At 60.2% G+C, this 20,092-nt stretch carries 24 protein-coding genes; 9 read left to right on the forward strand and 15 right to left on the reverse strand.

The window, feature by feature from the left end; all coding sequences use genetic code 11:
- Positions 1-3: 3 nt before the first annotated feature.
- From AACH73_RS01740 to AACH73_RS01750, 3 genes are read right to left on the reverse strand one after another with little or no spacing between them, the layout of a single operon-like run.
- Complete coding sequence (locus tag AACH73_RS01740) at positions 4-192, reverse strand: helix-turn-helix transcriptional regulator (RefSeq protein ID WP_338735235.1); 189 nt, start codon at positions 190-192, stop codon at positions 4-6.
- A 15-nt stretch (positions 193-207) separates the two neighbouring features.
- Positions 208-666, reverse strand: a complete 459-nt coding sequence (locus tag AACH73_RS01745; RefSeq protein ID WP_272740010.1) for a hypothetical protein — start codon at positions 664-666, stop codon at positions 208-210.
- A gap of 19 nt (positions 667-685) precedes the next feature.
- Positions 686-1,123, reverse strand: a complete 438-nt coding sequence (locus tag AACH73_RS01750) for a hypothetical protein (RefSeq protein ID WP_272740011.1) — start codon at positions 1,121-1,123, stop codon at positions 686-688.
- 286 nt (positions 1,124-1,409) lie between these two features.
- On the opposite strand from AACH73_RS01750, the gene AACH73_RS01755 reads away from it, so the two are divergent.
- From AACH73_RS01755 to AACH73_RS01765, 3 genes are read left to right on the forward strand one after another with little or no spacing between them, the layout of a single operon-like run.
- A complete protein-coding gene (locus AACH73_RS01755) occupies positions 1,410-2,555 on the forward strand; it encodes a GNAT family N-acetyltransferase (protein ID WP_272740012.1) in 1,146 nt (381 codons plus the stop codon).
- 4 nt (positions 2,556-2,559) lie between these two features.
- The gene (locus AACH73_RS01760) at positions 2,560-3,489 is read left to right on the forward strand and encodes a glycosyltransferase family 2 protein (protein ID WP_272740013.1); all 930 of its coding nucleotides are present in this window, start codon (positions 2,560-2,562) and stop codon (positions 3,487-3,489) included.
- Positions 3,489-4,439, forward strand: a complete 951-nt coding sequence (locus tag AACH73_RS01765) for a hypothetical protein (RefSeq protein ID WP_272740014.1) — start codon at positions 3,489-3,491, stop codon at positions 4,437-4,439. The genes AACH73_RS01760 and AACH73_RS01765 overlap by 1 nt, the downstream gene beginning before the upstream one ends.
- A 39-nt stretch (positions 4,440-4,478) precedes the next feature.
- On the opposite strand, the gene AACH73_RS01770 is transcribed toward AACH73_RS01765, so the two are convergent.
- A complete protein-coding gene (locus AACH73_RS01770; RefSeq protein ID WP_013478040.1) occupies positions 4,479-4,691 on the reverse strand; it encodes a DUF2158 domain-containing protein in 213 nt (70 codons plus the stop codon).
- A gap of 175 nt (positions 4,692-4,866) precedes the next feature.
- Positions 4,867-5,874: a 2'-deoxycytidine 5'-triphosphate deaminase gene (locus tag AACH73_RS01775; protein WP_272740015.1), complete on the reverse strand. Its 1,008-nt coding sequence runs from the start codon at positions 5,872-5,874 to the stop codon at positions 4,867-4,869.
- Positions 5,875-5,979: 105 nt separating this feature from the next.
- On the opposite strand from AACH73_RS01775, the gene apaG reads away from it, so the two are divergent.
- A complete protein-coding gene (gene apaG / locus AACH73_RS01780; RefSeq protein ID WP_272740016.1) occupies positions 5,980-6,378 on the forward strand; it encodes a Co2+/Mg2+ efflux protein ApaG in 399 nt (132 codons plus the stop codon).
- A 161-nt stretch (positions 6,379-6,539) separates the two neighbouring features.
- Positions 6,540-8,327, forward strand: a complete 1,788-nt coding sequence (locus AACH73_RS01785) for a bifunctional protein-serine/threonine kinase/phosphatase (protein WP_272740017.1) — start codon at positions 6,540-6,542, stop codon at positions 8,325-8,327.
- Positions 8,328-8,610: 283 nt separating this feature from the next.
- Here AACH73_RS01785 and AACH73_RS01790 read toward each other — a convergent pair whose 3' ends face one another.
- The 5 genes from AACH73_RS01790 to argH form a co-directional block, all read right to left on the reverse strand.
- A complete protein-coding gene (locus AACH73_RS01790) occupies positions 8,611-8,787 on the reverse strand; it encodes a hypothetical protein (protein WP_338735236.1) in 177 nt (58 codons plus the stop codon).
- 271 nt (positions 8,788-9,058) lie between these two features.
- Positions 9,059-9,595 carry a DUF4175 family protein gene (locus AACH73_RS01795; protein WP_272740019.1) on the reverse strand — a complete coding sequence of 179 codons (537 nt, stop codon included), beginning with the start codon at positions 9,593-9,595 and terminating at the stop codon, positions 9,059-9,061.
- 24 nt (positions 9,596-9,619) lie between these two features.
- Positions 9,620-10,936: a diaminopimelate decarboxylase gene (gene lysA, locus AACH73_RS01800; protein WP_272740020.1), complete on the reverse strand. Its 1,317-nt coding sequence runs from the start codon at positions 10,934-10,936 to the stop codon at positions 9,620-9,622.
- A 129-nt stretch (positions 10,937-11,065) separates the two neighbouring features.
- Complete coding sequence (locus tag AACH73_RS01805) at positions 11,066-11,362, reverse strand: hypothetical protein (RefSeq protein WP_272740021.1); 297 nt, start codon at positions 11,360-11,362, stop codon at positions 11,066-11,068.
- On the reverse strand, positions 11,359-12,768 hold the full coding sequence (gene argH / locus AACH73_RS01810) for an argininosuccinate lyase (RefSeq protein ID WP_272740022.1): 1,410 nt from the start codon (positions 12,766-12,768) through the stop codon (positions 11,359-11,361). The genes AACH73_RS01805 and argH overlap by 4 nt, the downstream gene beginning before the upstream one ends.
- On the opposite strand from argH, the gene AACH73_RS01815 reads away from it, so the two are divergent.
- The gene (locus tag AACH73_RS01815) at positions 12,767-13,459 is read left to right on the forward strand and encodes a TlpA disulfide reductase family protein (RefSeq protein WP_338735237.1); all 693 of its coding nucleotides are present in this window, start codon (positions 12,767-12,769) and stop codon (positions 13,457-13,459) included. The two genes, argH and AACH73_RS01815, sit on opposite strands and share 2 nt — an antisense overlap.
- A 124-nt stretch (positions 13,460-13,583) precedes the next feature.
- Here the strand turns inward: AACH73_RS01815 and AACH73_RS01820 are convergent, their stop codons facing one another.
- The 3 genes from AACH73_RS01820 to AACH73_RS01830 are packed head-to-tail and all read right to left on the reverse strand — an operon-like array spanning position 13,584 to position 16,103.
- The gene (locus tag AACH73_RS01820) at positions 13,584-14,762 is read right to left on the reverse strand and encodes a DUF418 domain-containing protein (RefSeq protein WP_338735238.1); all 1,179 of its coding nucleotides are present in this window, start codon (positions 14,760-14,762) and stop codon (positions 13,584-13,586) included.
- Entirely contained in the window at positions 14,759-15,217 is a 459-nt protein-coding gene (locus AACH73_RS01825) for a hypothetical protein (protein ID WP_272740025.1), read from the reverse strand. Before AACH73_RS01825 ends, AACH73_RS01820 begins: the two co-directional genes overlap by 4 nt.
- A 7-nt stretch (positions 15,218-15,224) precedes the next feature.
- A complete protein-coding gene (locus AACH73_RS01830; protein ID WP_272740026.1) occupies positions 15,225-16,103 on the reverse strand; it encodes a 3-hydroxybutyryl-CoA dehydrogenase in 879 nt (292 codons plus the stop codon).
- Positions 16,104-16,400: 297 nt separating this feature from the next.
- Here AACH73_RS01830 and AACH73_RS01835 point away from each other — a divergent pair, with 297 nt between their 5' ends.
- On the forward strand, positions 16,401-17,504 hold the full coding sequence (locus tag AACH73_RS01835) for an aromatic ring-hydroxylating dioxygenase subunit alpha (protein WP_338735239.1): 1,104 nt from the start codon (positions 16,401-16,403) through the stop codon (positions 17,502-17,504).
- Positions 17,505-17,580: 76 nt separating this feature from the next.
- Here AACH73_RS01835 and AACH73_RS01840 read toward each other — a convergent pair whose 3' ends face one another.
- A complete protein-coding gene (locus tag AACH73_RS01840) occupies positions 17,581-18,261 on the reverse strand; it encodes a TetR/AcrR family transcriptional regulator (RefSeq protein ID WP_272740028.1) in 681 nt (226 codons plus the stop codon).
- A 439-nt stretch (positions 18,262-18,700) separates the two neighbouring features.
- Between AACH73_RS01840 and AACH73_RS01845 the strand changes: the two genes are divergently transcribed.
- Together AACH73_RS01845 and AACH73_RS01850 are read left to right on the forward strand one after the other, a co-directional pair.
- Positions 18,701-18,901 carry a twin transmembrane helix small protein gene (locus tag AACH73_RS01845; RefSeq protein ID WP_272740029.1) on the forward strand — a complete coding sequence of 67 codons (201 nt, stop codon included), beginning with the start codon at positions 18,701-18,703 and terminating at the stop codon, positions 18,899-18,901.
- 7 nt (positions 18,902-18,908) lie between these two features.
- Positions 18,909-19,478 carry a cob(I)yrinic acid a,c-diamide adenosyltransferase gene (locus tag AACH73_RS01850; protein ID WP_338735240.1) on the forward strand — a complete coding sequence of 190 codons (570 nt, stop codon included), beginning with the start codon at positions 18,909-18,911 and terminating at the stop codon, positions 19,476-19,478.
- A 161-nt stretch (positions 19,479-19,639) separates the two neighbouring features.
- Here AACH73_RS01850 and AACH73_RS01855 read toward each other — a convergent pair whose 3' ends face one another.
- A complete protein-coding gene (locus AACH73_RS01855) occupies positions 19,640-19,969 on the reverse strand; it encodes a hypothetical protein (RefSeq protein ID WP_338735241.1) in 330 nt (109 codons plus the stop codon).
- Positions 19,970-20,092: the final 123 nt, after the last annotated feature.

Raw genomic sequence — 20,092 nt, forward strand, 5'->3', positions numbered from 1 at the left:
AGATTAAGGTTGGAAGATGTCTTCGATTTTAAGGGCGAAGACGTCGGCGATCTTGAAGGCCAGCGGCAGGGAGGGATCGTACTTCTCCGTTTCGATGGCGTTCACGGTCTGGCGCGAAACATCGAGCCTCTGGGCCAGCTCGGCCTGAGACAGGTTCAGTTCCGCACGCAGGACTTTCAGACGGTTTTTCATGGCTTTATCTGGAGTTTACCGGTGCCGCAGCCACCAGATACCCCAGGCGATGCCGTAACCGAGCAGCATGGGGATTGTAGCAATTCCCACACCCAGTTCGACTTCGCGGCCGGCAACGTTTAATATCTCGACCAGACGTTGCGGGGCGGCACCTTGGGTAAAAACGGAAACGACGTAAAATATACCGACGAAAGCCAACCCGGAGGAACCGCCCCAGTACCAGGCCCAGCTATGCGCCTGACGGACGGCCTCATCCACGCCGCGCCACCAGCGGATACTGTACAACATGGCGGCCCCCATAATCAGTACACCGGAGATCAGCCCAGCAATGGTCAAAACCTGCGTCTTGTCGCTCTGAGGCTGGATCAGCATAACCACCATAACCAAGGTGAGCGCTGCCAGACTGCCGATCAGACTGAACCCCATGACACGCGCCAGAGTTCCGGCGAACGAGAGCTTTTTTTCCTTGGACACGATATTTTCCCTTCAAACATCAACGATGCCGCAGCCACCAGATACCCCAGGCGATGCCATAACCGAGCATAGCCGGGGCCTGCGCAGTGATGATACCGAGGGCCAGCAGACGGCCCTCGCTGCCCATGAAGTGCGTGTAGCCACTCATCAACTCGTCACCTCCGGCAAACGCGACGACGAAGGCCAGAACCGATAAAAGAAGCCCGAAAGAGCCGCCCCAGTACCATGCCCACTTATGGGCCTCGCGTTGCGCTTCATCTATCGACAGCCACCACAATATGCTGACGCCCATGGTCGCGATCAAAAGGCACCCGACAATGGCGTAGGTCACGCCGGGATTGTTGCGAATGAGCCCCGTACCCGAAGCCATGTCATATCCCATGATGCCCCCCAGGATGAGGGTCATCGCGACAAAGGCCCCCATCATCCATCTGGCGGTGGAACGCAGATTTTTCACGTTTATCTCCCCGTTTAAAGACAAGCATCCTTTACACTGTCTTTTTGAAGCGTGTCAAGCGTCCTTGTCAAAAAGAATATGAAACTTGTCATGACCGTCCCGATGTGAGGCCTGGGGTTGCCATGGCCCGACCTTTGCAAACACCGCTTCGCACGCGCAAAAAAACCCGTTAAGGTTTGAGCGCGTTGAAAAAAGTAACTATCCTGAAATACAGACCCTTTAGGGTTTTGCTGTCAGGAAGACCCTGTAAAAACAAGGGCCACCACAGGCCCTACCCGGAACCGGCATGACGACCTGCGATCTCATTTCTGCGCGCGACCTTAGCGAAATCGACATCGCGGCCTGGCGTGACATGGCGAAACAGACCTTTGCGTTCGGCTCGCCTGTCCTGTCGTGGGACTTCTGTGCCGCCGTGGCGCAGGTGCGCGATGACGTGAAGGTGGCCGTGTTTCGCCGCGAAGGTAAGGCCATCGCCTTCCTGCCCCATCACCGCCGCCCGGGGCAGTTTGCAAGGCCAGTCGGTGCGCCGTTCAACGACTATACGGCCCTGATCAGCTTCCCCGACACGGCGTTTTCGGCGCGTGAGATGTTGGCTTTGGCCGGAATTCGCGCCTTTCAGGTGTCGGGCCTGATCGACCCCTATGGCGCGTTCGCCGGTTTTGAGGGCGAGGCCGAAGATGCTTACGGCATTGACCTCACCCCCAAAAAGGGTGAGACGGGCGAAACGGTCAATAATGTCGATAAGAAGCACCTGAAAAACATCAACCGCCTGCGCCGCCGCCTCGAAGAGGAACATGGCGAGGTGCGCTTTGAACTGCCGGATTTCACGCCTGAACACTTTGAGGCCATGCTGGCCATCAAACGCGCCCAGACGGCGCAGACCGGTATTCATGACTTCCTGTCGGCACCGTGGGTGCAGGCCCTTATGCGCAACCTGTTTACCCGCCCGGCCGACACCGAGATGGAGCTTTATGGTCATCTGACGACCGTCACCGCGGGCGGAAAGCCGATCATCTGGCATTTCGGTCCGCGTCTGGGTGATCGCGTCCATCCGTGGGTCTCGGCCTTCGACCCGGCCTACAGCGCCTATTCGCCGGGGCAGATTTTCCTGCAGGGATGCCAGTCGCCGCTGCGTGAGCTGGGGGTCAACTATTACGATCTCTCAACCGGGCAGCAGCATTATAAGAACGCCTTTTGCAACACCCACTCGGTTGTTCATCATGGCCGCCTTTACGCCGCTTCGGGCGAAGGCCGCACGGCGGAATCCCTGTCGCGCCTGATCGACAGGGGCGGCAAGGTGCTGGGCGTGTCGCATCTGACGCGGCGTTTGGGGCGTCGCCTCGACCATCTGGCCAGCCTCGAACTCGACCTCGGCGGGCGCGTCAACGGCACGATCTACGCCTTCGCCAATGCCCGCAAGCGGTTGAGCTAGTAAGATGCCGGTCAGCCTGATCATACCCACCTTTCGCCGCCCGGAGGCTTTAAAGACCGCGCTGCACTCAGTCTTTGCGCAGACGGGCGTTGAGGTCGCGGTGAACATTATCGTCTGCGATAATTCCCCGGAGGGCTCGGCCCGTGCGATGGTCGAGAGCCTGACGCCCGGCGCGGGGCAGACTCTGATCTATCTGCATGAACCCAATCCCGGCGTTGCCAATGCCCGCAATACGGCGGTAAAGGCCGCCCACGATCCCTTTATCCTCTTCCTTGATGACGATGAAGAAGCCCCGTCCGACTGGGTAGCGAAGATGCTTAGCGCGCAACAGGCCTTTGGCGCCGATGTGGTGTTTGGCCCTGTCACGGCGCGGCTCAAAACCGCAGCCCCCCAATTCCGGCCCTATTTCGAAGCCTTTTTTTCGCGCTTCGGACCGGCCCACAGCGGCCCGATCCCCGACTATTACGGCTGTGGCAATTCGCTGATCCGCCGCGCCCTGCTGAGCGGTGAGCAGCCCTTCGACACTAACCGCAACTCATGCGGAGGTGAGGATGACAAGCTGTTCTACGCTCTCAAACAGGAGGGTGCGCGCATGGTGTGGGCTTCCGATGCCTTTGTGTGGGAAGACGTGCCAGAAAGCCGCGCCACGCTACGCTATACCCTCCCGCGCGCCTTTGCCTATGGTCAGGGCCCTTCGACCTCGGCCATGGCCGGCACGCCGAAAAAGCCGCTGACCTGTGCCTACTGGATGCTCAATGGGCTGGTGCAAGCGTTGCTGTTTGGCGGGGCTGGGCTGGTGCTTTATGCGGCGGGCTCAAAGGCCGCTGCGCGTATCCTCGACAAGGCCGCCCGTGGCCTTGGCAAACTCATCTGGTTTCACAAGATCGGCTTTTACGGCACGGCCTTATTGAAACCCAATCCGGCAGGGCGCTGATGAAAGACATTCTCACCTGGGCCGCCGCGCACAAGGCGGGCTTTGGCCGCGAAAACCTCAAGTTTACCCACAACCTGCACAACAGCCCGCTGTTTACGGATGAAGCGCTGATCGCCCTTATCGACCGCTATCCGCGCGATAAGCTGGAAGTGTTTACCATGGGCTATGACCCGACCAACTGGGGGCAGTGGTTCCTCGGCCGGCGCGGCGCGCACGACGGGCGGGCCCTTATGGAAGGCGTGAAGGCCGGGCGGTTATGGCTCAACCTGCGCAAGGTCAATCATTCGGATGCCGATATCGGTGCCCTTTGTGAGGCCATGTTTGCCGAGATTCGCGCCCAGACGGGTGTCCGCACGCTGAAGGAAGATCTGGGCCTGCTGATCTCCTCGCCCAATGCCCACGTCTTCTACCACCTCGATATCCCGCTCGTGACCCTGTGGCAGATACGCGGCGTCAAGCACGTCTATGTCTATCCGCCCAAAGACCCCTATGTCTCCGATCATGATCTCGAAGGCGTGGCCTTGCGCGAATCGGATGAACAGTTGCGGTTCGATCCGGCATGGGATGCCGAGGCGATGAAAGTCGAGTTCGTGCCTGGGCAGATGCTGACCTGGACACAGAACGCCCCGCACCGCATCGTTAATCAGGACTCGGTGAACGTGTCCTTGTCGATCGAGTTCATGACCCCGGCCGCCATCTGGCGCGCCAATGTCATCTACGCCAATGGTTGCCTGCGGCGCTGGCTGGGCCTGAAACCAACTCTGGCGACGTCACCCAGATGGCTGGAGCCGTTCAAGGTGGTGTTTGCGCGTCTGGTTAAGATGGCGGGTGGCTATAATGGCAATAAGTCGCCGCTCAAGCCGCGCTTTACGCTGGATGACACCCGCCCCGAAGTCCTGCACTTCGATGAGGGTGTCGAAGTCCCGATGCCGTCAAACCGAGCGGCCTGATCTCTATACTTCTCCACCAAAGGCAGGGAGGTATAAGGATTAGAGGCTTGGCGACGCCACCGGTGTGGGTTCGTTCGGTGCGGCTTCAGGCGTGGCGACAATCAGCAGGTCGGCCTTGAACTTGTCTGAATGACGGTCTCCGTGTTCGTCGAACCAGTCACAATAGACGTAGTTATCGAGATCGACATTGTTGACGGTCATCGCCGGGCCGCCGGATTTGAGCTGCACCGTATCGCCAATCATATAGCCCATACTGTCCTCCATAGTCTGAAGGACCATCAGGCCTGCCGCTGCACAAAAAAGCGATACGCCGCGCGCACCGCCTGTAAAAGTCTTCAATTTGGATGAGACGGCAGAAGGCTAGCGCCGCCCATATATAGATACGGGCAAGCGACGCCGACGCCCTATATCGCCAAATTCAAGACTTTTACCACGGTTTGAAGTGTTTGGAGAGCTTCAACCCCTGTTTCTGATAATGCGAGCCGCCCTGTCCATAGAGCTGTTCCGGCTTGGCCACCAGCGGCTCATAGACCAGACGCGCCACGGTTTGCCCGTGTTCCAGCAGGAACGGCGTCTCGTGGCAGCGCACTTCCAGCACGCCTTTGGAACCGATGCCGCCCGCCTCTTCGGTGCCAAAGCCCGGATCGAAGAAACCGGCATAGTGGACGCGGAATTCACCGACACTGGGGTCGATGGGTAGCATTTCGGCAGCCTCGGTCACCGGAATGACCACATCGGTTTGCGACGCGAGGATGTAGAATTCGCCCGGATCGAGCAGCAACTGTCCCTTGTTCTGGTAAAGCGGCTCCCAGAAGTCGCGCGGATTGTGGCCATCGACGTGATCGAGGTCGATGATCCCGGCGTGACGGCGCGCGCGATAGCCGACCAGATCGCCGGTCATCAGGTCCACGCCACAGTCAGCCGTATAGAGCTTGGGTACCTCGCCGGTCTTGAGACGCAACTGGTTCAGACGCGTGCCGGTGCGCGCCAGCACCGAAAAGGTCTGCGGCGCGATCTCGACATAGATAGGGCCCTTGTAGCCTTCGCGCACATCGTCAAACAGGTCACCGAAATCCGACAAAAGGCGCACGAAGACATCGACCCGACCGGTCGAGCTTTTGGGATTGGCGCGCGCCGAAACCCCGTCCGGTAGGCTTAAAAACTCCTGCAATTCGGCAATATAGACGCAGCCCGACTCAAAGACCGCGCCGCGCGTCAGGTCCATCTCGTGCATCATCACGTCGGGCAGGCGGTCCATTACCCGCTTGCCGCGCGGCAGATAGGAGGCGCGCACACGCCAGGCCCGCGCCCCCAGACGCAGATCGATCGACGCCGGCTGAATCTGATCGGCATCCAGTTTGGAAGCGCTCATGATAGCGCTCTGATCAACCAGTTCACGAATGGATTGCAGCGGCAGGATACCGGAAACGGTCATCAGGAATCGCAACTTTCTTAAAGCAGGGGAGGCGCATTTAAGCGGCGAATGCGCAATGCGCAAAGAAAAACTGACACTGGAAGCGAAGCGCTCTATTTTGCGTCCATGATCTATACCGCAACCACCGACGGTGTGACTGTCAGCGTCCGCGTGCAGTTCGTACCCCGTAATGACGATGCCATCCGCGCCCACAAATGGCTGTGGACCTATCACATCACCATCGCCAATGCGTCCAGCCGCGCCGTTCAGCTCAAAACGCGCCACTGGCGCATTACCGATGCCCTGGGTCGCGTGCAGACGGTCGATGGCGAGGGCGTGGTGGGCGAAACCCCGCGCATTGCCCCCGGCGACAGCTACAGTTACGCCTCAGGCTGCCCGCTCGATACGGATTCCGGCACCATGGGCGGGCATTATATGTGCGTGACAGATGAGGGCGAGTGGCTGGCCATACAGGTGCCCCTGTTCTCGCTCGATGCCACCCTGTCTAAGCGGACGCTGAATTAGGTTTAAATATCACAGCAACGGGCTGTCCGCCGCGGTTCTGCGCTTTGGCTTTGCGTTCCAGCGTTCTTTCGTTTTATCGTTCTGTCACAGAAGCATGGACGCCTGGCATGCCTGCCCGCAGGTGAGTGGGAGCAAAGGGCGCCCTAAGCACAGGACACTGCATGGCTACCCTGCCTACCGCCACCCGCCTTAAGGCCGCAGTCGGCTTTGCCAGCCATATCGGCCGGCGCGATGACAATCAGGACTTTGCGGCCTCGTGTCTGGCGGATGACGGATCGCATCACGGGCTGGTGGCGGCACTGGCGGATGGCGTCGGCGGGCGCAGGGGCGGTCGTGTCGCGGCCGAGCTGAGCGTGCGTTCTTTCATCGACGACTATCTCAGCCAGACCGAGGCCCTGTCACCGCAAAAAACCGCTGGGCGGGCGCTGGAAAGCATCAACTATTGGCTCCACCGGCAAGGACAGAAGGATGAAAACGTCCGCGGCATGAGTTGCGCCTTCACCGGCGTGGTGATCAAGGGCAACCGCTTGCACTCCTTCCACGTCGGCGACACGCGTCTCTATCGCTGGCGCGAGGGCTATCTGGGGCAGATGACCCAAGATCACAAGCCCGAAGGCGGCGAGGATTCGCCCTATCTCACCCGCGCTATCGGCTTCGAAGAGGTGGTGCGCATCGACTATCGCATACACGACATCTTCCCGCACGACCGTCTGTTGCTGTGCTCGGACGGCATGCACGCCAAGGTGCCGGAAGCCCAGATCAACGCCATCCTGTCCGAACGCCTGTCGGCAGATGATACGGCACAAAAGCTGGTCGATATGGCCATTAGTAATGGCGGCGATGACAACGCCACCGTGCTGATCATAGACATCTTCGAACTGCCGCCCGCCACCGTTAAAGACCTGGACGCGGCCATTTCGCGCCTGCCCATGCGTGATCCGCCGGAAATGGGCGCAATTATCGACGATTTCAAGCTGGAAACCCTGCTGGCCGACGGTATGTACAGCCGCGTGTTCAAGGCCCGCGACCTGTCGGCCACCGGACCGCTTTCGACCGTCGTGCTCAAATTCCCCAAGCCGCACAATCTGGGGGCCGAAACCCTGGCCCGGCAGGCTTTTGTGCGCGAGACCTGGGTGGCGAGCCGCGTCCAGCACATGTGGATCGGCTCGGTCCTGCAACTGCCGCCTAAGCGCCAGACCTGCCTCTATGTGGCGCAACCCTTCTATGAGGGCGAAACGCTCGAAAAACGCCTGTCGCGCAAGCCTGCCATCGGACTGAGCGAAGGCATCGACATCGCCACAAAACTGGCCAAGGCGCTGGGCTCGCTGCACCGGGCGGGCGTCATCCATCGTGACGTCAAGCCGGATAATGTGATCCTGCTCAAGGACGGCGGGCTGAAACTGGTCGATCTGGGCTTTGCGCGCCTGCCCGCGCTCGACGAAAAGACCGGCGTGCTGCCCCCCGGCACTAATAATTATATGGCCCCCGAGTTGTTCGACGGTCAGTGGGGGGATGAGCGGTCGGACATCTTCGCACTGGGGGTCACCCTGCATCGCATGTTCACCGGCGGCACCTTCCCCTATGGCGAAAGCGAACCCTTCACCAAGCCGAACCTGAAGCGCCCGGACCTTCTGACCCATAAACGCCACGATGCGCCGGGCTGGCTGGAAAGTATCATCCTTCAGGCCCTGGCTCCCAATCCGGACGAGCGCTTTCAGGACGGGTTTGAAATGGCCTTTACGCTGGAAACCGGGTCGTACGGTGTTAATCCCGTGTCGATTCGCAAGGCGACGCGCTTCCATCCTGCGCGCCCGTGGCAGTTCGCTACGGCGGTTTTGACGGCGCTGGTGCTCCTGCTTGGGGCCATGCAACTGGGCTTGATCACTGGACCGGATGCCGAAACAACCAAGGCCTTTTTGCGTGAGCACGGGTTCCCGGAGTTGAAATAATTGTCTTCGGCCTTAGGCGGGCAGAGGTGTCGCGAAAGGCAGCGTTGGCTTTTTAGGTCAAACCACAGACTACACAGATTTCACAGATTAAGATGTTTCAAGCATCACATCATCGCGATCATATCCGCGACAGCGCGCTGAGCTCATATGTTGAATCTGTGGCGCCTAAACCATAAGGCACCCAGAGACCGCTTTCTTCCCCGCAAAGCACAGCTCTGACGGCTCTATTTCCTATTCGGGGTCAGATTATTGACTGTGCCGGAAATCCTGCGGGGACTTGAAGTCATTGGCCCAGGCTCCGGTGCGGGTGCGTTTGGAGGTCTTTTGGGCAGCGACAAAGATCAGAATAGCGGCGATAGGCCAGAGCCAGCCCCGCCTGCATCTGCGCCTCACCCAGAACACGGCCTTCGACGGCGCAATCGGCCAGTATGCGTCCATACTTCTCTGCCCTGTAGGTCACAAACGACCTCGGCCCCAGCTACCAGCCTTTTAAGCTGACGACTGGCCGCTTCGCCGCGGGCAATAGTCCCTCAACACTGATCCTATTCAAAGGTATCGACCCCTTCAAAGCGCACCTTCAGACTTTCCTAGCGCAGGAAGTCGCCGTCTAAAGCTTCCGCTTCACCACTGAGGGCGATGGTTTCCGGTCTGGCGGGGAGGGGGGGGCGATGGGGGCGGCGCGGGTTAACAAGCCGCCAGTCCAGCCAATGTCCTGAGACAGGCTCAACGCCTCAGCGTGAAGCCTCCAGTTGCGCCAGCACCACCGTCGCGCCCTTGTGCAGGGGCATATAGGCCGAAGCGATCTGGCTTAAGGGCACGGGGCCTTGCAGCAGATAGCCGAAGCCAAACAGGATGAGCATCAGATAGCGCAGGGCCAGCGGGTCACCCTTGGCCATACCGGCCTTAGCCTTGCCGATCTTCAATGACGGCTGCTTCACCTTGTGGCGCATACCGATCAGCACGTCGGGCTTGACGCCATTGTCGAGGGCGAGTCGTGTGTTGATTTCGGTAAAACTTGGCTGTTTAAACCCGCGCAGGTTGAGAACGGCGGCAATGGCGGCCACGACTGCGCCCGCCGTCAGAACCGCCAGATGGACCATCGGGCTTAACCCCGCGAACAGCCCCCATTGGGCGGCTACAGCAATGGCCCCGGCCAGTAGCAGAAACGGCGTCACAGCGGGCAAAATCTGTTCCCAGATCATCACCACATGCGTCCAGAACAGCGCCCGGCTCAGCTTTGATAAGGGTTTTGTCCGTTGAAGCTTCATGCCGTCCCCCAAAGACGTGCGAGTTTAGTCCGCCCGTACCCTATGCGGTCTTAACCATTCCGGCAAGACCTCGCGGTTCATCATCTCCTCATAGGCGGGACGAGGACGCACCACCGCCCAGTTTGTGTCACGCACCAACACCTCAGGAGCGAGGGGGCGCGAATTATACTCGCTGCCCATCACCGCCCCATAGGCCCCGGCCGACATGAAGGCGACCAGATCACCGGCTTTCAGTGCCGGCATGTCGCGGCCGCGCGTAAAGGTGTCGCCGGTTTCGCAGACCGGGCCGACCACATCATAGATGGCGGTTTCGTTGGTCTGAACCGCCGTCACCGGGCGGATGTCGTGATAGGCGTCGTACATGGCGGGGCGGATCAGGTCGTTCATTGCCGCATCGACGACGAGAAACTTCTGACCAGAGTCTTCGCGTTCATGAATGTGGATGACGCGCGACACCAGAATACCCGCATTGGCAGCGATCAAACGACCCGGCTCAAAGGCATAGCGCACCCCGAGATTTCCGACGGTTAGCGCCACCATCTGGGCGAAATCGTTGGGCGAGGGCGGTTCTGGCATGTTGAAATAGGGCACGCCCAGCCCGCCGCCCAGATCGAGGCGCTCAACGCTCAGGCCACTGGCGCGCAACTCCTGCACCCAGCCCTTCATTTTGGAAAAGGCGGCCTGCATGGGGGCGAGGTCCGTGATCTGGCTGCCGATATGGCAGGCAATGCCCATGGGGGCGATATTGGGATCGGCGGCGGCCTGACCATAGAGGGAGATGGCTTCGCGGGCCGATACGCCGAACTTGTCCTTGGCCCCGCCGGTAGTAATCTTGGCATGACCGCCGGCGCCGACGCCCGGATTAATGCGGATGACGATGGGGGCCACGACGCCCAGAGACGCCGCCACGTGGCTGAGGCGTTCCAGTTCGGGCTTTGATTCGACATTGAGCTGATAGATGCCGGTCTTCAGCGCGAAGGCCATTTCGGCGTCGGTCTTGCCCACGCCCGAAAAGACGATACGCTCCGGCGGAATACCGGCGGTCAGCGCCTTACGGATTTCGCCCTCGGACACCGTATCGGCCCCGGCCCCCTGTTCGGCGAGCGTTTGCAGCACCGCCAGATTGGAGTTGGCTTTGGTGGCATAGGCGATCAGCGGCGCTTCGTTCTTGGGGCTTTGCAGGGCGTCCTGGGCCCACAGTGCCTGAGAGAAGACCTGAAAATGCCGCTCGAACGTGGCGGACGAATAAACGTAGAGCGGGGTGCCGACGCGTTCAGCCAATTCGCGGACCGATACGCCCTCGGCGTGCATCTCGCCGTCACGGATGTCAAAATGATTCATTTACAAACAGGTTCCTGTGAGGCGGAAAGAACCCCCACCATCATCGCCGCTACGCGCGATGGTCCCGACACTTTCGAATGCTAGACGTTCGCCACATCGTACCCCAGTAAACCGGGGAGGTATAAACGATTACTGGCGTTGGGCGTTGCCCGTGCCTTCGAGCGGGGCGTCGGCGACCTTGCTGTTTTGCTGATAAGGGTCCGGCATCTCGTTCTTGAATTCCTTGCGCGGCAGGGCGCGCTCGGTGGCCTTGCCTTCGGCCTGCGCCTTCTTCTTGGCGGCCACCTCTTCCTGCGCGCGCTTGCCCCACAGAGGCGGCGCGCGTTCCAGATCACCCTGCTTGGCACAGGCGGTCAGACCCAGACCAGAGATCGCGGCCAGCACGAGAGCGGCCTTCACAAACGAACGCGATACGGTAGCGGTCATACCAAAATTTCCTTCCAACGCTGGATCTGTTCGCGCACCCGCACAGGTGAGGTGCCACCATAGGACAGGCGCGAAGCCGCTGAGGCTTCGGGCGTCAGAACACTATATACGTCTTCGGTAATCCCCGCCTCCAGTTTTTGCAGATCAGCGAGCGACAGTTGCGAAAGGTCCACACCCTGTCCTTCGGCCAGCTTGACCGCCGCACCGGTAACATGGTGAGCGTCCCGGAACGGCATGTTGAGGGTGCGAACCAGCCAATCGGCCAGGTCCGTCGCTGTCGAAAAGCCCGATGAGGCCGCAGCCTTCATGCGCTCCCGATTGGCGCTCAGATCACGCACCATGCCGGTCATGGCCGCCAAAGCCAGATCGAGCGATTCAAAGGCCTCAAACACGGGCGGCTTGTCCTCCTGCATGTCCTTGGAATAGGCCAGAGGCAGGCCCTTCATCACCGTGGTCAGTGCGATCAGCGCCCCGTTGATGCGACCCGTCTTGGCGCGCACCAGCTCGGCCGCATCGGGGTTGCGCTTTTGCGGCATGATGGAAGAGCCGGTTGAGAAGGCGTCCGAAAGGCGGACGAAGCCGAACTGCGGCGTCGTCCAGATGACGATTTCTTCGGCCAGACGCGACAGGTGCCCGGCGCAGATGGCGGCGTGGCTCAAAGACTCCAGCGCGAAATCCCGGTCGGAGACGCCGTCCAGGCTGTTGGCGGTCGGACCGTCAAAACCCAGGGCTTCGGCGGTCATGTGGCGGTCGATGGGGAAGGGCGACCCGGCCAGAGCAGCGGAGCCCAGCGGATTCTCATTCATGCGCTTGCGCGCGTCTTCAAAGCGCGTGGCGTCGCGGCCGAACATTTCGACATAGGCCATCAGGTGGTGGCCAAAGGTCACGGGCTGCGCCGGTTGCAAGTGGGTGAAGCCCGGCATCAGGGCGTCGGCATAGTCTTCGGCCCGCGTCACCAGCGCCTTTTGCAGGTCACGCAATTGCGCAATCGTATAGTCCACGCGGTCACGCACCCACAGGCGGAAGTCGGTCGCCACCTGATCATTGCGTGAGCGCGCCGTGTGTAGACGACCCGCCGTCGCCCCGATCAGCTCACGCAATCGCGCCTCGACATTCATATGGATGTCTTCGTATTCGGCGCGGAAGGGGAAGTTACCGGCTTCGATCTCACCGATGATGGTTTGCAGGCCGGCGTCGATCTCCTGCGCGGCCTCGGCGCTGATGATGCCTTGTTTGGCCAGCATGGCGGCGTGGGCCCGTGATCCGGCGATGTCCTGCGCCCACAAACGTTTGTCAACCTCGATCGAGACGTTGATGGCTTGCATAATGGCGTCAGGTTGGGCAGAGAATCGTCCACCCCACATTTTCTGCCCGGCGGAATTGGGGGATTGCGAAGGATCGGTCATGAATGAGCCTCTGGACGAAAACACGGACACGGCGAACGCCGAAGCGCAGGCCCCGCAGACAGAGCGGACCAGACCGCCGCGCAAGCTGAAATTCAACCTGATCGTCGCGGCCCTGCTGGTCCTGATAATCGCCGTCTCCGTAGCGGCTGTGGTGCTGTTCCGTCAAGCTGAGACTGACGGAACAGTACCCACCGACAGCGGCCCAGTGGCCGAAGGTCCGCTGAAGGCCTATGCCACCGGCGCTCTGGCCAAGCTGGAAACCCACGCCGCCCCGCGCCCCATCGAAGACATCAGTTTCCTCGATGGCGAGGGCAAGACCGTCAAGCTGTCGGATTTCAAGGGCCGCGTGGTGGTGCTGAACGTCTGGGCGACCTGGTGTGCGCCGTGCAAGGTCGAGATGCCGACCCTGGCCAATCTGCAAAAGGGCTATGACCCGCAAAAGGTGCTGGTCCTGCCGCTCAGCATCGACAAGGCCGAAGACAAGACCGCCGTCGAGAAGGAACTGAAGCTGAGCGAGGGCCTCCCCGTCTATATGGACTCAGAGATCCAGCCGATGAGCAAGTGGGGCATTGTGGGGATGCCGACGACGATCATCCTCAACACAAACGGTCAGGAAGTGGCGCGCCTCAGCGGCGAAGCCAAATGGGATGCACCGGAGGTCAAGGCGCTCCTCGACGCTCTGGCAAAGTAACCACCGGGCAATTCGCAAGTCACCTTACCACCACATCTCGCCTTTGGCTCGTGCGGTCCAAATTCTGGCGAAAGCTATAGCTTCACTGCGCTATATTCCGCTAAAGGCCGGCAGGTATAAGGGGTCAGCGAATGGCCACCCAGCGCCCGTGGCTCAGGCAGCGCCACACCCATTCGAACGGGCCGTAACGGAACACGCGCAGCCAAAGACCGCTGGCCACGATCTGCGCCGCCCAGATGCTGGCTACGATCGGCACCATCTGCGACAGCGACACTTGTCCGTAGAGGCCCAAGCCGCGCCCGCCGTAGAAGATCGCCGTCATGATCAGCGACTGGCTGAGATAGTTGGTAAAGGCCATGCGCCCCACCGGGCTCAGCAGTGCCGTGAGGCCATTGGCCACCGGCAGGCGGCTCAGAAGCATCAGGGCGCTGGCATAGCCTAGACTGACGAAGAGACTGAGGAATTCCGCTGCTGCGCGGTGTGAGCCATAGATTTCCGGCTCCGGGAAGTTTTCGCGCAGGATGATCAGGTTCTGCCATCCAATGACTCCAAGCGCCAGCGCGCCGCTGCCGATGGCCACTAGATGCCACAGGGTACGGCGCGGATCGAAATAGCCGGCCTTGAACAGACCGAGCCCGATCATCATCAAGCCGATGACCTTAGGCGCAAAGACGGCGATCTGCGAAAAAATGCTCATCGCCCACATGACGAAATTGGCGTGCAACGACTGCGCAAACGTGCCCTGCATCAGACGCATCGTGTCGGCAAAGCTCAGGCTGTCGCTACCGCTGAGGGCCTCACCCAACTGTTCGCGCGGTAAAAACGTCAGGATGAAACCGGACCCCACTACCATCAGCCCGCCCACAGCCCAGGCGATTAGGCCCCAGCGCAGCAGATGGGGGGTGCGGATGGTCAGGACGAAATAAAGCCCGCACAGGGCGTACATCAGCAGGATATCGCCCACCCAGATCGCCGCCCCATGCACCACTCCGATCACGGCCAGCCACACCAGTCGCCGAAAGCGAACGGTCTGCGTCACCGGTGTGCGAGGTGCGTCTGTCTGCCCCACCAGAAACAGGCTGACGCCGAACAGCATGGCAAACAGGGTCAGGCATTTGGATTCGAAAAAGGTATGGATAACCCACCACGCCTGACGGTCCGCGTCGCTCAACGGGAGGGTGGCATGCGCCGGGTTCATATAAACCTCAAGCGGCCAGCCAAAGGCCGGGGCATTGACGATCAATATGCCCAAGAGCGCAAACCCGCGAATATAGTCGAGGGCGGCATAGCGCGGGGCCGTCATGCGCCCTGTGCCTCAGCGGCGGCCTTCGGCGATGTTTTGAGCAGGATCATCTGAAACAGCACGGCCGACGGCACGGCCAGCAGAACCTGACTGGCGACCATGGGCACGGCCACCAGCGCAAAGACGAGGAGATTGCTGAAACTCAGTTCGAAATTCTGACTGAGGGTCAGGTTGCTGAAGGCCATGAACGAGCCCAGCGAGCAGACGAGGAAGGCGCAGCCCACCACGTGGCCGACGGCGTGCAGTCGGTTTTTCGGGCCCTGAATGAGCCACAGGGCTGCCGCGCATACCATCCAGAACAGCGACAGCCCCATCTGACGCGCCCCTTCAGCGGCGGCCAGAAGCCCCTGAGCGGCAAAAAACCGCGCCGCAAACCACACGCAGGCGTGCAGGACCGATGCAGCCAGAAGCGCCAGTGCAAACCATAGAAAGAGCGGACGGCGGGCCGTAAGCAAGCGGAACTTACCTTGTCGGAACGGGCTTTTCGCCGCGATAGTCATAGAAGCCGCGACCCGTCTTGCGGCCGTACCAGCCCGCTTCGACATACTTTACCAGCAGCGGGCAGGGGCGGTACTTGGAGTCCGACAGACCGTCGTACAGTACGTTCATAATGGCCAGCACCGTATCGAGGCCGATAAAATCGCCCAGCTCCAGCGGTCCCATGGGGTGATTGGCCCCCAGCTTCATGGCCGTGTCGATGGCTTCGACCGTCCCCACCCCTTCATAAAGGGTGTAGATGGCCTCGTTGATCATCGGGATCAGGATGCGGTTGACGATGAAGGCCGGATAGTCCTGCGCATTGGCGGTGATCTTGTCGAGGCTCTCGGCAAAACGCACCGCCGCCTCGTAGGTGTCGGTTTCCGTGGCGATCCCGCGGATAATCTCGACCAGCTTCATGATCGGCACCGGGTTCATAAAGTGCAGGCCGATAAAACGGGTCGGACGGTCGGACGCGGCGGCCAGTCGCGTAATGGAGATGGACGAGGTGTTGGACGCCAGAATAGCCTCGGGTTTCAGGTGTTCGGACACCGACTTGAAAATGGCCTTCTTGATCTCTTCATTTTCGGTCGCCGCCTCGATGACCAGCTCGCAGTCGGACAGGTCGGACGCCATGGCCGCCGGCTTGACCAGTTTCACGGCAGTTGCTGCCGTCTCGGCGCTGATGACGCCCTTTTCGACGGAGCGGGCGATGCCCTTGTTGATCTTTTCGATAGATTTGGCGATGGCGGCGGCCTGCTGATCATAGAGGAAGACCTCATAGCCCGCCTGCGCACAGACCTGCGCAATGCCGGACCCCATTTGTCCTGCCCCGATAACGCCGACGACTTTGATCTCTGTCATATGAAACCCGCGGTACTGTTATTATGCAGCGACCTTAAACGCCCCTACCGGGTAATCAAGGGCGGCGCGAAAAATTAGAGGGCCATACGACAATTCGGGCCCCGATTTATGCGAAAATTGCGCAATCAAACAGAAACTTGGGGTGTCATGGCGATTCCATTAAAAGTCATTCCGCTTCAGGCGCGGTAAGGCTCAGGCCGCCTGCCGCCGCGGGTGGTGCGACAAATAATCGCTTTCGGGGGCGGGCCGCCCTGACTATAGTCGCCGTTTGCGCCCATTCTGTGATAATATCTGCCCATGCCTGATCAGTCCGCCCCGCCCATCGTCAAAGAGCGTCTTGTCTTCGGGCAGGGCTTCATCCGGGATGCCTGGTACTTCGCGGCGCTGTCGGACGATCTGAAGGCGGGCAAGCTGCAACGCTATGAGATTCTGGGTGAACCGGTGCTGCTGGCGCGCGACACGAACGGCAAGGCCTATGCCATACGTGACATCTGTCCGCACCGCGCCGCGCCGCTGTCGGCAGGCAAGATGATCCCCGACCCCAAGACCGGCCAGCCGGTGGTGCAATGCCCCTATCACGGGTGGACCTTTGGCACGCAGGGGGGCTGCACCGCCGTGCCGTCGCTGACGGCGGATCAGCCGATGGATGTCGAACGCATCCGGGTGCGCTCCTATGCTGTCAAGGAACAGCAGGGCATGGTCTGGATCTACATGACCGCCGATGCGCGTCGCCCGGCTGAGCCTGATCATGAGCCGCCCGTTCTGCCCGGTGTGGTGGGCGGCAAACCCATTATCGTTGAGAGCATGGATTTCGACAGCCACATCGACCACGCGGTGGTGGGGCTTATGGACCCGGCCCACGGCCCCTATGTGCATCAGCAATGGTGGTGGCGTTCGTCCAAGAAGCAGCTTGAAAAAGCCAAGGCCTTTGAGCCGCGCGAACTCGGCTTTGCCATGGTTCGCCACGCGCCGTCGAAAAATTCGCGCGCCTATCGCATTCTGGGCGGGGCCCCGGCGACCGAGATCACCTTCCGCCTGCCCGGCGTGCGCTATGAGCATATCGAGATCGGTGAGCGGCAGATTCTGGGCCTAACGTGCCTGACTCCCGTACACACCACCAAAACGCGCATCACGCAGATCTTCTGGTCTGATCACGCCATTTTCCGCGCCATTGCGCCGATCTTCAAATACGGCGCCAAGGCCTTCCTCAAGCAGGACGGTGATATGGTCAATCTGCAAAATGAAGGGCTGAAGTACGATCCGTCGCTTTTGTGGATCGACGACGCAGATACGCAGGCCAAGTGGTATCAGCAGCTTAAAAAAGAATGGGTGGCGCATCGTTCGGAAGAACGTCCCTTTGCCAATCCATTGAAACCTGCCACGCTGAAATGGACGAGTTGATCTTCCTGTGCATCGAAAATGAAAAAGCCGCCGGAGAGACCCCGGCGGCTTTTTCATGGGAGGAAGATAGAAGACATTACGCGGCCTTAAGGCCCGACACGATCAGTTCGATCTGAAAGCGCAGGCGCTCGCCCATAGAGACGAAAGGCTCACTGTCGCGGTGGGCGCGGCGCAGGTTTGAGAAGGCGAGGTCTTCGATGATTTCCGCGCCGTGTGCGATGTCGGCCTTGGCCGGCAATTCGCCTTCGCTTTGGGCGTGACGCAGAGTCTCCAGGATCACCTGACGGGTCATGTCGGTGAGGCTGGCGATTTCCGCCAGACCGGTATTGGTCTCTGGGTCGGCCGTCTGACCGCTCCAGTTCATCACAAAGGCCGACAGGATCAGCCGGGCATTGCCCTCAGCGGCTTCATAGGCCGCCAGAAGCTGATGGTGCAGCCGGTCGGCCAGCGGGCGCGTCGTGTCGTGCGCGTCGATGGCCGTGGTGATGACACGCGCCGTTTCCTCTTCGACGACCTTCACGAAGATCTCGTTCTTGTCGGCAAAGTTGGCAAACACCGCGCCCGTGGACAGGCCCGCTTCGCGCGCGATGTCGCGTAAGGTGGCCGCTTCATAGCCGCGCTCCCGGAACAGAGCTTTGGCAGAGGCGAGGATTTTGAGGCGGTTCAGTTCTTTGGAACGCGCGCGCGCGCCCAGAGGTAGAGCCGTCTCTTCCTGAGTGAGTTTGTCTTTCAGTTCATACGCCTGATACATGGTCATTTAACAAGCAGGGCTGAGGGCGGTGCGGGCCGCCGGTGGAACCTGTACCCGTAGATGGGATGAGGTTTTAGAAAATTCAATAGGTTGTGCGGTTTAATCTCTATCGGGTCAGCAGGGCAACCCGTAAAAAAGGGGTGCCCTACGGAATTCGGTGAGGAACGCGTGCTGCACCCGTGACGGGTGAAGTCTAACAACTGTTTAACGAGAATGATCGTTCATTCCGTCGTTAATAAACCTTCATTACGCCGAAAAACAGGCAAAAAATAGACCTGACCTCTAAAAAAGTGTAATCGTGTAACAGAGGGTGACCTGACCGGAGAATTCCGCGTCGTGCGTTGTTTTAAACAACACGTATAGCGGACTGGATTTTTTACGCATGCCATGCTTGGTACAGGCCGTGGTTCCCGATTGTTGGAAGTCTGTTTTAGGGTGAAGCCGGATGAGCCTTTTTCTTCTGATCATCGCCTTGTTGGCCATGTTTGCCGTTCTGGTGGTGCTGGGTGCCGGGGTATACAGCCTCTATCGCGGCGGAAAGTTCGGTGAGCGCTGGTCGAACAAGCTGATGCAATGGCGCGTCATGCTTCAGGCCGTGGCCATCGGTCTCCTTTGCCTGCTGGCCTGGTGGAAGGCGGGGCACTGAACCGTCTATGGTCAAGCTCAACAGGATTTACACGCGTACCGGCGATGACGGGACGACCGGTCTGGGTGACGGGGCGCGGCGGCTGAAGACCGATGAGCGCGTTGTGGCCATGGGAAGCGTCGATGAGGCGAACGCCGCGCTGGGCGTGGCGCGCCTGTTTGCGGAGGGCGCAGTCGATGCCCTTCTGGCGCAGGTGCAGAATGACCTGTTCGATCTGGGGGCCGATCTGGCCGTCCCTGATGACGGGCAACCCAAAAGCTGGACCCCGCTGCGACTTGATGAACGGCGTGTGGAGGTGCTGGAACGGGCGATAGACCAGTATAATAGCGAGATTCCCCCCCTCAGTTCCTTCATCCTGCCCGCCGGCTCGCCGTTGAGCGCGCATCTGCATCTGGCCCGCACGATTGCGCGACGGGCGGAGCGCGATTGCGTGGCGCTGAAGCAGGTGGTCGGGGAGGTGGTGAGCGCGCCGGTTACGACCTACCTCAACCGGCTGTCGGACCTGCTGTTCGTGCTGGCGCGTCACGCCAATGATCAGGGCCGCGCCGATGTGCTGTGGGTGCCGGGCAAGGTTTAGGGCTTTGACCACAAAAAGCACGAAAGGCACAAACCTCTTAGCGGGGATAGTCCGCATCTAGGGCGGTAACGCTCCGTGTGTGGTAATCGCCGTCTAAGCCCTTCGGGCAAAATACGTAACGCACACACCGTTTGCGATTTCATGTTTTTCGTTGCTAAACCTTACTTTGATGCAGCCGACGCGCTTGTCGAAGCCGATGAGACCGCCGGCTGTTCCACCGGCTTTGGCGAACCATTGGATGCGCCTCGGGCGTCTTCGGTCGGCCACAGGATCTTCTGCGGCTCGCCCGGTTTACGCCGGGTCAGCAGTGGCAGATAGACCGGCGTTTTGCACGCCCGGTACTTGTCCGACCACCAGCCGCCATTGGCTTCGCACTTACGACGCGGCATTTCGTACAGCGCGCCGTAGACCAGTATGCCGATGCTGGCCACTATGAAGACCCCCAGCGCGATTAACTTGACGCGAAGGATAAGATTTTTGTCGGTTTTCATAAGGGAAGCACCCTCCGTTGAGTGCGTGTTTCCATGCCTTCAAACCGCGCCTCAGGCAAGTGAAATGGTTGCAGATGCGATCGGAAAGCCAATAAAATGCGCGGGTTTCCGCCACGACACCGA

The sequence above is a fragment of the Asticcacaulis sp. DW145 genome (assembly GCF_037101385.1).
GTDB lineage: Bacteria > Pseudomonadota > Alphaproteobacteria > Caulobacterales > Caulobacteraceae > Asticcacaulis > Asticcacaulis currens.

What these genes read in the sequence shown, in the direction of transcription:
- AACH73_RS01835 (WP_338735239.1), top strand. Translation starts at nt 16,401, where the DNA reads ATGCCTGATCAGTCCGCCCCGCCCATCGTCAAAGAGCGTCTTGTCTTC.
- AACH73_RS01755 (WP_272740012.1), top strand. Translation starts at nt 1,410, where the DNA reads ATGACGACCTGCGATCTCATTTCTGCGCGCGACCTTAGCGAAATCGAC.
- lysA (WP_272740020.1), bottom strand. Translation starts at nt 10,936, where the DNA reads ATGAATCATTTTGACATCCGTGACGGCGAGATGCACGCCGAGGGCGTA.
- AACH73_RS01785 (WP_272740017.1), top strand. Translation starts at nt 6,540, where the DNA reads ATGGCTACCCTGCCTACCGCCACCCGCCTTAAGGCCGCAGTCGGCTTT.
- AACH73_RS01770 (WP_013478040.1), bottom strand. Translation starts at nt 4,691, where the DNA reads ATGGGCTATATGATTGGCGATACGGTGCAGCTCAAATCCGGCGGCCCG.
- AACH73_RS01830 (WP_272740026.1), bottom strand. Translation starts at nt 16,103, where the DNA reads ATGACAGAGATCAAAGTCGTCGGCGTTATCGGGGCAGGACAAATGGGG.
- AACH73_RS01775 (WP_272740015.1), bottom strand. Translation starts at nt 5,874, where the DNA reads ATGACCGTTTCCGGTATCCTGCCGCTGCAATCCATTCGTGAACTGGTT.
- AACH73_RS01805 (WP_272740021.1), bottom strand. Translation starts at nt 11,362, where the DNA reads ATGACCGCTACCGTATCGCGTTCGTTTGTGAAGGCCGCTCTCGTGCTG.
- AACH73_RS01820 (WP_338735238.1), bottom strand. Translation starts at nt 14,762, where the DNA reads ATGACGGCCCCGCGCTATGCCGCCCTCGACTATATTCGCGGGTTTGCG.
- AACH73_RS01845 (WP_272740029.1), top strand. Translation starts at nt 18,701, where the DNA reads ATGAGCCTTTTTCTTCTGATCATCGCCTTGTTGGCCATGTTTGCCGTT.
- AACH73_RS01765 (WP_272740014.1), top strand. Translation starts at nt 3,489, where the DNA reads ATGAAAGACATTCTCACCTGGGCCGCCGCGCACAAGGCGGGCTTTGGC.
- AACH73_RS01840 (WP_272740028.1), bottom strand. Translation starts at nt 18,261, where the DNA reads ATGACCATGTATCAGGCGTATGAACTGAAAGACAAACTCACTCAGGAA.
- apaG (WP_272740016.1), top strand. Translation starts at nt 5,980, where the DNA reads ATGATCTATACCGCAACCACCGACGGTGTGACTGTCAGCGTCCGCGTG.
- AACH73_RS01795 (WP_272740019.1), bottom strand. Translation starts at nt 9,595, where the DNA reads ATGAAGCTTCAACGGACAAAACCCTTATCAAAGCTGAGCCGGGCGCTG.
- AACH73_RS01760 (WP_272740013.1), top strand. Translation starts at nt 2,560, where the DNA reads ATGCCGGTCAGCCTGATCATACCCACCTTTCGCCGCCCGGAGGCTTTA.
- AACH73_RS01850 (WP_338735240.1), top strand. Translation starts at nt 18,909, where the DNA reads ATGGTCAAGCTCAACAGGATTTACACGCGTACCGGCGATGACGGGACG.
- AACH73_RS01815 (WP_338735237.1), top strand. Translation starts at nt 12,767, where the DNA reads ATGAATGAGCCTCTGGACGAAAACACGGACACGGCGAACGCCGAAGCG.
- AACH73_RS01740 (WP_338735235.1), bottom strand. Translation starts at nt 192, where the DNA reads ATGAAAAACCGTCTGAAAGTCCTGCGTGCGGAACTGAACCTGTCTCAG.
- argH (WP_272740022.1), bottom strand. Translation starts at nt 12,768, where the DNA reads ATGACCGATCCTTCGCAATCCCCCAATTCCGCCGGGCAGAAAATGTGG.
- AACH73_RS01855 (WP_338735241.1), bottom strand. Translation starts at nt 19,969, where the DNA reads ATGAAAACCGACAAAAATCTTATCCTTCGCGTCAAGTTAATCGCGCTG.